Raw genomic sequence first — 12,651 nt, forward strand, 5'->3', positions numbered from 1 at the left:
AGCATCGGGAAGCCGTCCCCCTCCAGCGGAAGTTATTGCACTCGGCGTGCAATCGGCACGGTTGCATCGAGAGTGCAACAATGTCAACGCAGGGACGGGAGGAGTCGACGTGAAGCATGCGCACCCGAAGGCGCCGGACGGTGCTCGTGAACGGGCGCGGGGCGGTGCGCCGGACGGCCGCACCGAACGCGGGCGGCAGAGCCGCGAGAAGATCGCCGACGCGATGCTCTCCCTGCTCGACGAGGGCGAGACGCAGTTCCCGGCGGACCGCGTCGCCGAGCGCGCCGGGGTGTCCCGGCGCCTGGTGTTCCACCACTTCGCGGACATGGCGCAGCTCGCGGACACCGCCATCGCCCGGCGCCTGGACCAGCTCGCCGCACAGATCAAGCCACTGCCGACGGACGGACCGCGGGAGGCGCGGGTGGCGGCGCTCACCGAGCAGCGCGCCCGGATCCTGGAGTGGATCACGCCGGCGCGGCTGACGATGATGCGCATGGACCAGCTCTCCGAGCGCGTCGACGAGGCCACCCGGCAGGTCATGCACTTCGCCCGGCAGAGGCTGACCGAGATCTTCGCCGTGGAGCTCGGCCGGCTCCCGGAGGAGCGCAGGGCCGACCTGCTCAACGGGTTGGACGCGGTGACCACATGGGGCGCCTGGTACCACTGGCGCAGCAGCGGCCTGGACCCGGAGGCGGCCCGCCGCGCGATGGAGACGACGGTGCACGCGCTGCTCGCCGTGACCGACCGCCCGGACGCCGGGCCGGACTGCGAGCCGGACGAGCGGACGGACGACCGGCCGGAGGCCAGCCCCGACGCCGAGCCCCGCGACCCCGAGCCGCGGACGTGATCTCACTCATTGGTCCCCGGATCTCAGATCCGGGAGCCGTCCGCCTATTCTCGTCACCATGCTGACCATCACCCAGGCCCTGCACGACCAGATCGTCGCCCACGCCCGCCAGGACCACCCCGACGAGGCCTGCGGCGTGGTCGCGGGACCCGTGGGTGAGGGACGCCCCGAGCGCTTCATCCCGATGCTCAACGCCGCGCGCTCGCCCACGTTCTACGAGTTCGACTCGGCGGATCTGCTCAAGCTCTACCGCGAGATGGACGACCGCGACGAGGAGCCGGTGATCATCTACCACTCCCACACGGCGACCGAGGCGTACCCGTCGCGCACCGACATCTCGTACGCCAACGAGCCCGGTGCGCACTACGTCCTGGTGTCCACGGCGGACACGGACGACGCGGGCCCGTTCCAGTTCCGGTCGTTCCGGATCGTCGAGGGCGAGGTCACCGAGGAGGACGTCAAGATCGTCGAGGCGTACTGAGGGGCGTACCGAGGGGCCTGCTGAGGGCAGGGCGTCCCGCCTGGCGAACAGATCGCGTCCGCGATGCGAGATCACATGCCGGGAGCCGGACCGGGAATCGTTACGATGACCGCATGGTTCCGAACGACGTGAGCGAGAAGACGCCGGGCATGCTGCTGCTCGTGGCGCGGCTGCACGTCGACCTGTGCCGCCTCGCCAGCGCCATGTGTACGCGCTGCGCGGACTGCCGTCCGGCCTGAGCCACGGCCCCGAGCGCACCATCCCCTGCACCGACCCCCGCGCGGGGGCCGATCCGCGCGCCCCTTACGTCACTCACGTAACGCACTTACGTTCTCCCGACAGGAGCCCACGCCATGGCCATCGAGGTCCGCATCCCGACCATCCTCCGCACCTACACCGACGGCGCCAAGACCGTCGAGGGCAGCGGGGACACCCTCGCCGACCTCTTCGCCGACCTCGAGACCCGGCACGCCGGCATCCAGGCGCGCATCGTCGACGGCGACCAGCTGCGCCGCTTCGTGAACGTCTACCTGAACGACGAGGACGTCCGCTTCCTGGACGGCATCACCACCAAGCTGAGCGACGGAGACAGCGTCACGATCCTGCCGGCCGTCGCCGGCGGCATGGTCTGATCCCTGATGCGCTACGACTCCCCGCTCGCCGCGGTCGGCAACACGCCGCTCGTCCGGCTGCCCCGGCTCTCCCTGTCGGAGGAGGTCCGGATCTGGGCCAAGCTGGAGGACCGCAATCCGACCGGCTCGGTCAAGGACCGCCCCGCGCTCCACATGGTCGAGCAGGCGGAGAAGGACGGCCGGCTCACGCCCGGCTGCACGATCCTGGAGCCGACCAGCGGCAACACCGGGATCTCGCTCGCGATGGCGGCCAAGCTGAAGGGCTACCGCATCGTGTGCGTGATGCCCGAGAACACGAGCGAGGAGCGCCGCCAGCTCCTTGCGATGTGGGGCGCCGAGATCATCTCCAGCCCCGCGGCGGGCGGCTCCAACACGGCGGTGCGCGTCGCCAAGGAGCTCGCCGAGCAGAACCCGTCCTGGGTGATGCTCTACCAGTACGGGAACCCGGACAACGCGGGCGCGCACTACGCCACCACGGGCCCGGAGATCCTCGCCGACCTGCCGTCCATCACGCACTTCGTGGCGGGCCTCGGCACGACGGGCACGCTGATGGGCGTGGGCCGCTTCCTGCGTGAGCACAAGCCGGACGTGAAGATCGTCGCCGCGGAGCCGCGGTACGACGACCTGGTCTACGGCCTGCGCAACCTCGACGAGGGCTTCGTACCCGAGCTGTACGACGCCTCCGTCCTCACCGCCCGCTTCTCGGTCGGCTCGGCCGACGCGGTCACCCGCACCCGCGAGCTCCTGCAGCAGGAGGGCATCTTCGCCGGCGTCTCCACGGGCGCGGCCCTCCACGCCGCGATCGGCGTCGGCAAGAAGGCCCTCAAGGCCGGCGAATCGGCCGACATCGTCTTCATCGTCGCCGACGGCGGCTGGAAGTACCTCTCGACGGGCGTCTACACGGCCCCGACGACCGAAGCCGCGATCGAAACCCTCCACGGCCAGCTCTGGGCCTGACGCCCGCCCGCTTCCGTGCCGGGAGCTTGCGGGTGCCGCGGTTGGCCCGGGTGTTCGTCCTCAACCGCCGGACGGGCTCTGAAGGAGCCCGTCCGGCGATCGAGGACACGGCCGAGGGCCCTCAGTGGGACAGGTGTCGCACCTGGTCCCACAGGAGCGGGTCCACCACACCCACCCGGCGACGGAAGTCCCGCACCCGGACCTCCCGCAGCTCGTCCGTCTCCAGAAAGCTCGGGCGCCCGTGCGTGTCCCCCACCGCCCCCGGCGGCAGCGCGATCACAGCAGGACGTTCGTCGTGGTACTTGCTGGTGATCTTGGCGACGCGGGCCGCCCCACCATGGACGTGGAGGACGAGGCAGGGCCGGTCCTTGGAGCCGGGCCCGTCCTCGTAGGGGACGTCCGCCCACCAGATCTCGCCCGGCTGCGGCCGCCGCGTCGGCCCGGCCGCGGCCCGGCCCGGGGCCCGACCAGGGGCCCGCTCCACACGCGGACGCGGCCTGCCCGGCGGCCGTACCCGCCCCACCGCGGCCACCAGCGCGATCACCACCACCGCGCCGAGCGCGAGCCACCAGGACGTGTCCATACCCAGACGGTACCCGGCGCGTACCGCCGGCCGCCCGCCCCGCGCACACGCCCCGCACGCGCCCCGCACAAGCTCCGCGCACCTCGCCCTATCCGGTGACAGGGCAGGTGAGTTCCCCCACAACGGGCAGCCGCGAAGGAGCGGGCGACCCTTTCGCGCCTTACGCTCAACAAACCGCACGAGCTCCCCCCGCGCAGCTCCCAGCCCTCCCCGTTCCCCGTCCACGGACGACCGTCCACGGAGGTCCAAGCTCCATGAAGCTCACCGTCGTCGGCTGCTCGGGGTCGTTCCCGTCCGCGGAATCGGCCTGCTCGAGCTACCTCGTAGAGGCCGACGGCTTCCGGCTGCTCCTCGACATGGGCAACGGTGCCCTCGGCGAGCTGCAGCGCCACATCGGTCTCTACGACCTCGACGCCATCTTTCTCAGTCATCTGCACGCGGACCACTGCATCGACATGTGCGGGTACTTCGTCGCCCGCTACTACCGCCACGACGGCGGCCGCTGCGACGCGATCCCGGTCTACGCGCCGGAGGGCGCCGAGCAGCGCCTCACCACCGCCTACGCGGACACCCCCTCCGACAAGTCGATGAGCGAGGTCTTCGACTTCCACACCCTCAAGGCGGGCTCCTTCGACATCGGCCCCTTCTCCATCCGCACGGAGAAGGTCGCGCACCCCGTGGACACCTTCGCCATCCGCGTCGAGCACGGCGGCACCTCGCTCACGTACTCCGGCGACACCGGCGTCTGCGACCCCCTCGTCGAACTCGCCGAAGGAACCGACCTCTTCCTCTGCGAGGCCGCCTTCACCCACGGCAAGGAGGACATCCCGGGCCTCCACCTCAACGGCCGCGAGGCCGGCGCCCACGCCGCCCGCGCCGGGGTACGCCGTCTCCTCCTCACGCACATCCCGCCGTGGACGGACGCCGAGCGGAACCTGGCGGACGCGCGCGCGGTGTACGGGGGCCCGGCGGAGCTGGCGGTCCCGGGCGCGGTCTACGAGATCTAGGGTCCACGCGATCCAGGGATCCAGGGCCTACGAGGTCCAGGGCCCACGCGGCACAGGGCCCACGAGATCCAGGGCCTACGAGGCCCAGGGCCCACGAGATCCGGCTCGCGGCACGAGATCCACTCCCCAGGCCGTCCGTGGCCTCCGCCGGTAAACTCGCATAGGCATATAAGGCCGACACATCGTCCTGATCTGCGAGGAGACATGGCCGATGACGTCGCGGACACTCGCCCGCCCCCACCCAGCGCGCACAGCCACGAGGAGGGGCCCGGGGAGCTGAAGCACAACGCGATCGGCTTCGTCGACGCGCTCGTCATCGGCATCAACTCCACCTCCCCCGCCTACTCCCTGGCCGCGGTCATCGGCCCGGTCGTGGCCCTCGTGAGCATCTACGCCCCCGGCGTGGTCCTCATGTCCTTCGTGCCGATGCTGCTGATCGCGTCGGCGTTCTTCTACCTCAACAGGGTCGACCAGGACTGCGGCACGACCTTCTCGTGGGTCACCCGGGCCATGGGGCCCTGGGCCGGCTGGCTCGGCGGCTGGGCGATCATGATGACCGGCGTGCTGGTGGTCGGATCGCTCGCCGACGTCGCCGTCGGCTTCGGACTGCTCGCCGTCGGCCTCGACAGCTGGGCCGACAGCGCTCTCATCCGTCAGTCGCTCACGGTGGCCGTCATCCTCGTGATGACGGCCATCTGCGTCATCGGCACCGAGGCCTCGGCCCACGTCCAGAACGTCCTCATCCTGGCCCAGGTCGCCTGTCTGCTCGCCTTCGCCGTCGTGGCGATCTACCGCGTCTACTCCGGCACGGGCACGCTGGACCCGATCAGACCCGAGATCACCTGGCTCGACCCGCTCGGGGCCGGCGGCGCGGCGCTGACCGGGGGCCTGCTGCTGGGCGTGTTCATGTACTGGGGCTGGGAGTCCGCGGTCAATCTGACCGAGGAGGTCAAGCACTCCGAGAGCGCCCCCGGCCGGGCCGGCATCTGGTCGACGATCGTGCTGCTCGTGACGTACCTGTCGGTCACGATCGCGGTCGTGGCCTACGCGGGACCGACGTACCTGGCCGAGAACGCGGGCGAGGAGGAGTTCGTCTTCGCCCTCCTCGCCGGTGAGGTGATGGGCGGCTGGGACTGGGTCGTGCTGTTCGCGGTCTCGACGTCCGCGCTGGCCTCGACGCAGACGACGATCATCCCGTCGTCGCGCACGGCCCTGTCGATGGCCCGGCGCCACGCGCTGCCGTCGGTGTTCGCCCGTATCCACCCGCGGTTCCGCACTCCCCATGTGAGTACGTGGGGCGTCGCCGTCGTCGCCACCGCCTGGTACCTGGCCGTCAGCCGGATCAGCGAGAACGCCCTCTTCGACTCCCTCACGGCACTGTCGCTGCTCATCGCGTTCTACTACGCGCTCACCGGCGTCGCCTGCGCCGTCTACTACCGCCGCCATCTGACCGAGAGCGTCCGCAACTTCCTGCTCATCGGCGTCGGCCCGCTGATCGGCGCCGCGCTGCTCACCTGGCTGCTCGTCGAGTCGGTCATCGACATGTCCGATCCCGCGAACTCCTACAGCGGCGCCTCGTGGTTCGGTGTCGGCCCGCCGCTCGTCATCGGCATCGTCATCGTGATCGTGGGGCTGGTCATCATGGCCGCGCGGCGCCTGGCGACCGGCGCGTTCTGGCGCGAGCGTCCCGGTGTGGCCGACCCCGACCTGGTGCACGGCAGGAAACCGGAACCGCTCTGAGGATCTGAAGGAGGCCTGGGATGTCCGTGGTCCTCGGATACGACGAGTCTCCGGGCGCGGCAAGGGCGCTGGACGTCGCCATCGAGGTGTCGGCGGCCTTCGGCGAACCGCTCGTCCTGGTCTTCGGCGCCGCGGCCCCGGGAGCGGCGGGCGAGGAGTACCGGGCCCACCAAGAGGCCATCCGCCAGGCGGGCAGCTCCGCGCTGGCCCGCGCGGTCGAGGCGGCCGACGAGGCGGGTGTACCGACGGCCGTCGAGGTGCTGGACGAGCGCCCGGCGCAGGCGCTGCTGGACGCGGCCGCCCGCCACGACGCGCGGGTGATCATCGTCGGCAGCTACGGCGAGAGCCCGATGCGCGGCGCCCTGCTGGGCTCGACCACGCACAAGCTGCTGCATCTGTCGACGGTGCCGGTGCTGTGCGTACCGGCCGCGGGGTGACCGGAGCCCCCGGCCTCCACGGGGAGGACGGGGGCTCGGGCGCGCTTACGAGCCGTGCTACTTGGCCTCGGCCTTCTCCAGCTCGGCCAGCTCCTCGTCGGACTCGCGGCCCGGCGTGGGGAGGTTGAACTTGGTGATCGCGAAGCGGAAGACCACGTAGTAGACCGCCGCGAAGCAGAGGCCGACCAGGGCCAGGCCCCACGGGTTGGACGCGATGCCCAGGTTCAGGGCGAAGTCCACCGCGCCGGCCGAGAAGCCGAAGCCGTCCCGCATACCGAGCGCCCAGGTCAGCGCCATGGAGACACCGGTCAGCACCGCGTGGAGTGCGTACAGCACCGGGGCGATGAACATGAACGTGAACTCGATCGGCTCGGTCACACCGGTGACGAAGGAGGTGAGCGCGAGGGAGAACATCATGCCGCCGACGACCTTGCGGCGCTCCGGGCGGGCGCAGTGGACGATCGCGAGGCAGGCCGCAGGGAGGGCGAACATCATGATCGGGAAGAAGCCGGTCATGAACTGTCCGGCGGACGGGTCACCGGCGAGGAAGCGGGCGATGTCGCCGCTCTTGCCCTCGTACGTACCGGCCTGGAACCACGGGAAGGAGTTCAGCAGGTGGTGCATGCCGATCGGGATCAGCGCACGGTTGGCGACACCGAAGATGCCTGCGCCGGCCGCGCCGGAGCCGACCAGCCACTCTCCGAAGTTGTGCAGACCCGTGCCGAGGACCGGCCAGATCAGGCCGAAGACGATGCCGATGACCAGGCCCGCGAAGGCGGAGACGATCGGGACGAGACGGCGGCCGCCGAAGAAGCCCGCCCAGTCCGGCAGCTTGGTCCGGTAGAACTTCTGGTACAGCAGGGCGACGACTATGCCCATGACCACGCCGCCGAGGACCTTGGCGTCCACCGGGGCGTCGACCAGGACGACCTTGTGGTCCTTGACGACCTCGACCTGCGGCAGGTTGGGGTCGGTGAAGGTGGCCAGGACCTTCTGGAAGACCAGGTAGCCGGTCACTGCCGCCAGGGCGGTCGAGCCGTCCGACTTCTTGGCGAAACCGATCGCGATGCCGACGGCGAAGAGCAGCGCCATGTTGGCGAGGATCGCGTCGCCGCCGGCCGACATGTAGCCGGCGAGCTTGGTGACGAAGGTCGGGAACGACTCCCTGCCGAGCATGTCGGGCTGCCCGAAGCGCACCAGCAGTGCGGCAGCGGGCAGCACCGCGACCGGCAGCATCAGGCTGCGGCCGATGCGCTGCATGACAGCCATCGCGCCGGCGCCCTTCTTCTTGTCGGCCGCGGGGGCGGCGCTAGCCGTGGTCACAACTTCCTCCAGTGGGCAAGGCGCCGCCCGGAACCAGGGGAAGAGGGGGACGGCGGCGTCTCAGGGGGGAACGCGGTGGACTGGACCGCGTGGTCTACACCAGTCAGAGGTGTAGACCTGTTGTAGCACGGTGAGGCCGGGATGAGGAACCTTCGATTTTTGTGGCCTGGCCCATACCTCGCAATAGCCGACAAAGTCATGGGCGCCGCCCCGCCTACGCCTTGGTCGCGTCCTTCTCCAGCTCCTGCTCGATCTCCTCCGGTTCCCGCCCCGGTGTCGGGATGTCGAAGGCTGTGATGAGCACCCGGAAGAGCACGTAGTAGACCACCGCGAAGCATGCGCCGATCGGGATGATCAGCCAGGGCTTGGTGTCCAGGTGCCAGTTGACGACGTAGTCGATGAGCCCGGCCGAGAAGGCGAAGCCCGCGTGGACGCCGAGCCCCCAGGTGATCGCCATCGAGGCGCCGGTGAGCAGGGCGTGCAGCCCGTACAGCAGCGGCGCCGCGAACATGAAGGAGAACTCGATCGGCTCGGTCACGCCCGTGACGAAGGACGTCAGAGCGACCGAGAACATCAGGCCCCCCACCCGCTTGCGATGCTCGGGGCGGGCGCAGTGCGTGATCGCGAGGGCTGCGGCGGGCAGGCCGAACATCATGATCGGGAAGAAGCCCGACATGAACTGGCCGGCGGACGGGTCCTCGGCGAAGAAGCGGGTGAGATCGCCGTGGATCACCTTGCCGTCCGGTGTGGTGTAGTCGCCCGCCTGGAACCAGAAGAAGACGTTCAGGAACTGGTGCATCCCGATGGGGATCAGCAGCCGGTTGGCCACGCCGAAGATGCCCGCGCCCCAGGCGCCGAGGTCGATCAGCTGCTTGCTGAACCACTCGATGGCCGCGCCCACCGGCTCCCAGAGCAGCCCGAACACCACCCCGAGGGCACAGCAGATGAACGCCATGATGATCGGGACGAGGCGGCGGCCGTTGAAGAAGCCGAGCCAGTCGACGAGTCTGGTGCGGTGGTACCGCTGCCAGACGGTGGCCGTCAGCAGGCCGATCAGGATGCCGCCCAGCACTCCCGGGTTCTGTGGGACGCCGTCCGGCATGGCCTTGGTCACCGAGCCCGGGACCGGAAACGCCCTGAGGACGTTGTAGTAGACCAGGAAGCCGGCGACGGCGGCGAGCGCGGTCGAGCCGTCGGCCTTCTTCGCGAAGCCGATCGCCACCCCGATGCAGAAGAGCAGTGGCAGCCCGAGGCTGCCTTCGAGGATGCCACCGCCGCCCTTGACCAGGACCTCGGACACCTTCTCCCAGAACGGGCCGTGCAGATAGGCGCCGAAGAGGTTGCCGAGGCTGACCAGCAGGCCGGCCGCCGGGAGGACCGCGACGGGGAGCTGGAGGCTCCGGCCGATCTTCTGGAGTCCCTGGAGGAGTCCGTTCCACCACCTCCGCTGCGGTGGTGCGGCCGCGCTCTCCGCGCTCATCGGCATCCTCCCTCGGTGCACACTGGTGTAGACCAGTTGCGGTACGCTCGCCAGTGCCCGGCCGTGGACCGCGGGCAGGGCGCGGGTGATCATCATCATTCGGTACGGGACCGCAACTCGCTCGCGACGTTGGGCCAACCGTGAGTTAACGTGACAAAACGGATTAGCGGCCCACGGCCCCGGCCGACTGCACTTAGGGAGAAGCACATGGCCAGCAAGGCTGAGAAGATCGTCGCCGGGCTCGGCGGTATCGACAACATCGAAGAGGTCGAGGGCTGCATCACCCGCCTCCGCACCGAGGTCGTGGACCCGAGCAAGGTCGACGAAGCCGCGCTGAAGGCCGCCGGCGCCCACGGCGTCGTGAAGATGGGCACCGCGATCCAGGTCGTCATCGGCACCGACGCCGACCCCATCGCCGCCGACATCGAAGACATGATGTGAGCCCTCTCCCTGCTCACCCGTGAGGGGCCCGTTCCAACACCGGAACGGGCCCCTCGCGCATGGCCGGATAGGCTCATCACATGTCTCGCATCGACGGCCGTACCCCCGAACAGCTCCGCCCGGTCACCATCGAACGCGGATGGAGCAAGCACGCCGAGGGCTCCGTCCTCATCTCCTTCGGCGACACCCGAGTCTTCTGCACCGCCTCCGTCACCGAAGGCGTCCCGCGCTGGCGCAAGGGCAGCGGCGAAGGCTGGGTCACCGCCGAGTACTCGATGCTGCCGCGCTCGACCAACACCCGCGGCGACCGTGAATCCGTACGCGGCAAGATCGGCGGCCGTACGCACGAGATCTCCCGCCTCATCGGCCGTTCCCTGCGCGCCGTCATCGACTACAAGGCCCTCGGCGAGAACACGATCGTCCTCGACTGCGACGTTCTCCAGGCCGACGGCGGCACCCGCACCGCCGCCATCACCGGCGCGTACGTCGCCCTCGCCGACGCCGTCTCCTGGGCGCAGGCCAAGAAGCTCGTCAAGGCCGGCCGCAAGCCCCTGACCGGCACTGTCGCCGCCGTCTCCGTCGGCATCGTCGACGGCACGCCGCTCCTCGACCTCTGTTACGAGGAGGACGTGCGCGCCGAGACCGACATGAACGTCGTCTGCACCGGCGACGGCCGCTTCGTCGAGGTCCAGGGCACCGCCGAGGCCGAGCCCTTCGACCGCAAGGAGCTCAACGCCCTCCTCGACCTGGCCACCGGCGGCTGCGCCGACCTCGCCGCGCTCCAGACCGAGGCACTCGCCCGCACCCTCGAGAAGTAGCTCGAGAAGGGGCTCCAGAAGCAGCTCGAGAAGAAGCTCCAGAAGCAGCTCGGAAAGTAAAGAAGCAACCAAGGACGCTACTGTCGGCGTCTCCGATGGCACGGGCGTACGGGCCGAACCGTACGCCCGTCCATGAACCCTGGGGAGGGACCCTTCCATGCGCAGTCGCCGTATCGCACTCGCCGTCGTCACCGCCGTCGCGCTCACCGGGGCCGTCGGCTGCAGTGCCGTCGACAAGGCCCTGGACTGCGTCAAGACCGCCGACGCCATAGCCACCAGCGTCGACAAGCTCTCCCAGGCCGTCAGCACCGCGACCGACGACCCCACTCAGCTGAACGACGCCCTGAACGACATCGACAGGGAACTCGGCAACCTCAAGGACACGACCGACAACGCCGATCTGTCCAAGGCCGTCGACGACCTCGGCAAGGGCGTCGAGAACGTCCGCGCGGCCGTCGAGAGCGGCGACACCACCCCGGACATCACGCCGGTCACCGACGCGGCCGCCGAGATCGGCAAGGTCTGCACCTCGTAACCCCGGTGGGTCCCCCGTAGATACTGGGCACATGACCCGCCTGATCCTCGCCACCCGCAACGCCGGGAAGATCACCGAACTCCGTGCGATCCTCGCCGACGCAGGCCTCGGCCACGAACTCGTCGGCGCGGACGCCTACCCCGACATCCCCGACGTCAAGGAAACCGGCGTCACCTTCGCCGAGAACGCCCTGCTCAAGGCCCACGCCCTGGCCAGGGCCACCGGCCTCCCGGCCGTCGCCGACGACTCCGGCCTCTGTGTCGAGGTCCTCGGCGGCGCTCCCGGCATCTTCTCCGCCCGCTGGTCCGGCGCCCACGGCGACGACCGCGCCAACCTCGATCTGCTCCTCGCCCAGCTCGCCGACATCGACGACGCACACAGGGGAGCCCACTTCGCCTGCGCGGCCGCGCTCGCCCTGCCGGACGGCACGGAGCGCGTCGTCGAGGGCCGGCTGACGGGCGTCCTGCGCCACGCCCCGGTCGGCACCAACGGCTTCGGCTACGACCCGATCCTCCAGCCGGAGGGCTACGACGTGACGTGCGCGCAGCTGACCCCGGAGCAGAAGAACGCGATCAGCCACCGGGGCAAGGCGTTCCGGGCACTGGTCCCCGTGGTCCGCGAACTGCTGAAGTGACGCGGAAAAAAGCGGTGCTGAAGTGACGGGGAGAAGAACGGTGCTGAAGTGAAGTGGTGCGGCCGGAGGGACTCGAACCCTCACGGGTGTTACCCCACTGGGACCTAAACCCAGCGTGACTGCCAATTCCACCACGGCCGCGTGTGCCCGGCCATGCTACTGGCCGGGCGTGCGGGCTCAGACGCCCAGGTCCTTGATGATCTTCGCGACGTGGCCCGTGGCCTTCACGTTGTACAGCGCACGCTCGACCTTGCCGTCCTCGTCGACGACGACCGTCGAGCGGATCACGCCCGTCACCGTCTTTCCGTAGAGCTTCTTCTCGCCGAAGGCGCCGTACGCCTCCAGGACGGACTTCGACGGGTCGCCGACCAGCGTGACCTTGAGGTTCTCCTTGTCGCGGAACTTCGCGAGCTTCTCCGGCTTGTCCGGCGAGACGCCGATGACGTCGAAGCCGGCCTCCGCCAGGACGTCCAGGTTGTCGGTGAAGTCGCACGCCTGCTTGGTGCAGCCGGGCGTCATGGCCGCGGGGTAGAAGTAGACGATGACCTTGCGGCCCTTGTGGTCGGCGAGCGAGATCTCGTTGCCGTCCGCGTCGGGCAGGGTGAAGGCCGGGGCCGTGTCGCCGGGCTGGAGTCGCTCGCTCATTCTCGGTTCTCCTCATGGGGTACGGGCGTACGGCACCGAGCGTAATAGGGGTGCCGTGGGGTGTGGCGGGCGTCGAGCTGACAGACTGTCG

16 protein-coding genes and 1 tRNA gene are annotated in these 12,651 nt (G+C 69.8%); 12 read left to right on the forward strand and 5 right to left on the reverse strand.

Annotation, left to right across the window (positions count from 1 at the left end; genetic code table 11):
- The first annotated feature begins 109 nt into the window (after window positions 1-109).
- From ACWCXB_RS21170 to ACWCXB_RS21190, 5 genes are all read left to right on the forward strand, one after another.
- Window positions 110-847, forward strand: coding sequence for a TetR/AcrR family transcriptional regulator (locus tag ACWCXB_RS21170; protein WP_450724994.1), 738 nt, complete (start codon window positions 110-112; stop codon window positions 845-847).
- Window positions 848-905: 58 nt separating this feature from the next.
- On the forward strand, window positions 906-1,328 hold the full coding sequence (locus ACWCXB_RS21175) for a Mov34/MPN/PAD-1 family protein (protein ID WP_450724995.1): 423 nt from the start codon (window positions 906-908) through the stop codon (window positions 1,326-1,328).
- A 113-nt stretch (window positions 1,329-1,441) separates the two neighbouring features.
- On the forward strand, window positions 1,442-1,567 hold the full coding sequence (locus tag ACWCXB_RS21180; RefSeq protein ID WP_450724996.1) for a putative leader peptide: 126 nt from the start codon (window positions 1,442-1,444) through the stop codon (window positions 1,565-1,567).
- A 114-nt stretch (window positions 1,568-1,681) separates the two neighbouring features.
- A complete protein-coding gene (locus ACWCXB_RS21185) occupies window positions 1,682-1,960 on the forward strand; it encodes a MoaD/ThiS family protein (RefSeq protein WP_450724997.1) in 279 nt (92 codons plus the stop codon).
- A gap of 6 nt (window positions 1,961-1,966) precedes the next feature.
- Entirely contained in the window at window positions 1,967-2,917 is a 951-nt protein-coding gene (locus ACWCXB_RS21190) for a PLP-dependent cysteine synthase family protein (RefSeq protein ID WP_450724998.1), read from the forward strand.
- A 121-nt stretch (window positions 2,918-3,038) separates the two neighbouring features.
- On the opposite strand, the gene ACWCXB_RS21195 is transcribed toward ACWCXB_RS21190, so the two are convergent.
- Complete coding sequence (locus ACWCXB_RS21195) at window positions 3,039-3,500, reverse strand: type II toxin-antitoxin system PemK/MazF family toxin (RefSeq protein ID WP_450724999.1); 462 nt, start codon at window positions 3,498-3,500, stop codon at window positions 3,039-3,041.
- A gap of 254 nt (window positions 3,501-3,754) precedes the next feature.
- On the opposite strand from ACWCXB_RS21195, the gene ACWCXB_RS21200 reads away from it, so the two are divergent.
- The 3 genes from ACWCXB_RS21200 (at window position 3,755) to ACWCXB_RS21210 (ending at window position 6,684) form a co-directional block, all read left to right on the forward strand.
- The gene (locus ACWCXB_RS21200; RefSeq protein ID WP_450725000.1) at window positions 3,755-4,507 is read left to right on the forward strand and encodes an MBL fold metallo-hydrolase; all 753 of its coding nucleotides are present in this window, start codon (window positions 3,755-3,757) and stop codon (window positions 4,505-4,507) included.
- A 204-nt stretch (window positions 4,508-4,711) separates the two neighbouring features.
- Window positions 4,712-6,247 (forward strand): APC family permease, encoded by a 1,536-nt coding sequence (locus ACWCXB_RS21205; protein WP_450725001.1) that lies wholly within the window; start codon window positions 4,712-4,714, stop codon window positions 6,245-6,247.
- 20 nt (window positions 6,248-6,267) lie between these two features.
- The gene (locus ACWCXB_RS21210; RefSeq protein ID WP_450725002.1) at window positions 6,268-6,684 is read left to right on the forward strand and encodes a universal stress protein; all 417 of its coding nucleotides are present in this window, start codon (window positions 6,268-6,270) and stop codon (window positions 6,682-6,684) included.
- A gap of 57 nt (window positions 6,685-6,741) precedes the next feature.
- Here ACWCXB_RS21210 and ACWCXB_RS21215 read toward each other — a convergent pair whose 3' ends face one another.
- Together ACWCXB_RS21215 and ACWCXB_RS21220 are read right to left on the reverse strand one after the other, a co-directional pair.
- Window positions 6,742-8,007 carry a PTS transporter subunit EIIC gene (locus ACWCXB_RS21215; RefSeq protein ID WP_450725003.1) on the reverse strand — a complete coding sequence of 422 codons (1,266 nt, stop codon included), beginning with the start codon at window positions 8,005-8,007 and terminating at the stop codon, window positions 6,742-6,744.
- 214 nt (window positions 8,008-8,221) lie between these two features.
- Window positions 8,222-9,487, reverse strand: coding sequence for a PTS transporter subunit EIIC (locus tag ACWCXB_RS21220; RefSeq protein ID WP_450725004.1), 1,266 nt, complete (start codon window positions 9,485-9,487; stop codon window positions 8,222-8,224).
- 162 nt (window positions 9,488-9,649) lie between these two features.
- On the opposite strand from ACWCXB_RS21220, the gene ACWCXB_RS21225 reads away from it, so the two are divergent.
- The 4 genes from ACWCXB_RS21225 to rdgB all read left to right on the forward strand — a co-directional run bounded on the left by ACWCXB_RS21225 (window position 9,650) and on the right by rdgB (window position 11,915).
- Window positions 9,650-9,928, forward strand: coding sequence for a glucose PTS transporter subunit EIIB (locus ACWCXB_RS21225; protein ID WP_450725036.1), 279 nt, complete (start codon window positions 9,650-9,652; stop codon window positions 9,926-9,928).
- 80 nt (window positions 9,929-10,008) lie between these two features.
- Window positions 10,009-10,746, forward strand: coding sequence for a ribonuclease PH (gene rph, locus ACWCXB_RS21230; RefSeq protein ID WP_450725005.1), 738 nt, complete (start codon window positions 10,009-10,011; stop codon window positions 10,744-10,746).
- A gap of 157 nt (window positions 10,747-10,903) precedes the next feature.
- Window positions 10,904-11,281: a hypothetical protein gene (locus ACWCXB_RS21235; RefSeq protein ID WP_450725006.1), complete on the forward strand. Its 378-nt coding sequence runs from the start codon at window positions 10,904-10,906 to the stop codon at window positions 11,279-11,281.
- Window positions 11,282-11,312: 31 nt separating this feature from the next.
- Entirely contained in the window at window positions 11,313-11,915 is a 603-nt protein-coding gene (rdgB, locus tag ACWCXB_RS21240) for an RdgB/HAM1 family non-canonical purine NTP pyrophosphatase (RefSeq protein WP_450725007.1), read from the forward strand.
- Window positions 11,916-11,969: 54 nt separating this feature from the next.
- Here rdgB and ACWCXB_RS21245 read toward each other — a convergent pair.
- Both ACWCXB_RS21245 and bcp read right to left on the reverse strand, forming a co-directional pair.
- Window positions 11,970-12,056, reverse strand: a tRNA-Leu gene (locus ACWCXB_RS21245).
- A gap of 36 nt (window positions 12,057-12,092) precedes the next feature.
- Complete coding sequence (gene bcp / locus ACWCXB_RS21250) at window positions 12,093-12,560, reverse strand: thioredoxin-dependent thiol peroxidase (RefSeq protein ID WP_450725008.1); 468 nt, start codon at window positions 12,558-12,560, stop codon at window positions 12,093-12,095.
- Window positions 12,561-12,651: the final 91 nt, after the last annotated feature.

The sequence above is a fragment of the Streptomyces sp. NPDC001514 genome, assembly GCF_053597075.1.

Coding starts and splice junctions, on each gene's coding strand:
- ACWCXB_RS21175 (WP_450724995.1), top strand. CDS start 906: ATGCTGACCATCACCCAGGCCCTGCACGACCAGATCGTCGCCCACGCC.
- ACWCXB_RS21180 (WP_450724996.1), top strand. CDS start 1,442: ATGGTTCCGAACGACGTGAGCGAGAAGACGCCGGGCATGCTGCTGCTC.
- ACWCXB_RS21185 (WP_450724997.1), top strand. CDS start 1,682: ATGGCCATCGAGGTCCGCATCCCGACCATCCTCCGCACCTACACCGAC.
- ACWCXB_RS21190 (WP_450724998.1), top strand. CDS start 1,967: ATGCGCTACGACTCCCCGCTCGCCGCGGTCGGCAACACGCCGCTCGTC.
- ACWCXB_RS21195 (WP_450724999.1), bottom strand. CDS start 3,500: ATGGACACGTCCTGGTGGCTCGCGCTCGGCGCGGTGGTGGTGATCGCG.
- ACWCXB_RS21200 (WP_450725000.1), top strand. CDS start 3,755: ATGAAGCTCACCGTCGTCGGCTGCTCGGGGTCGTTCCCGTCCGCGGAA.
- ACWCXB_RS21205 (WP_450725001.1), top strand. CDS start 4,712: ATGGCCGATGACGTCGCGGACACTCGCCCGCCCCCACCCAGCGCGCAC.
- ACWCXB_RS21210 (WP_450725002.1), top strand. CDS start 6,268: ATGTCCGTGGTCCTCGGATACGACGAGTCTCCGGGCGCGGCAAGGGCG.
- ACWCXB_RS21220 (WP_450725004.1), bottom strand. CDS start 9,487: ATGAGCGCGGAGAGCGCGGCCGCACCACCGCAGCGGAGGTGGTGGAAC.
- rph (WP_450725005.1), top strand. CDS start 10,009: ATGTCTCGCATCGACGGCCGTACCCCCGAACAGCTCCGCCCGGTCACC.
- ACWCXB_RS21235 (WP_450725006.1), top strand. CDS start 10,904: ATGCGCAGTCGCCGTATCGCACTCGCCGTCGTCACCGCCGTCGCGCTC.
- rdgB (WP_450725007.1), top strand. CDS start 11,313: ATGACCCGCCTGATCCTCGCCACCCGCAACGCCGGGAAGATCACCGAA.
- bcp (WP_450725008.1), bottom strand. CDS start 12,560: ATGAGCGAGCGACTCCAGCCCGGCGACACGGCCCCGGCCTTCACCCTG.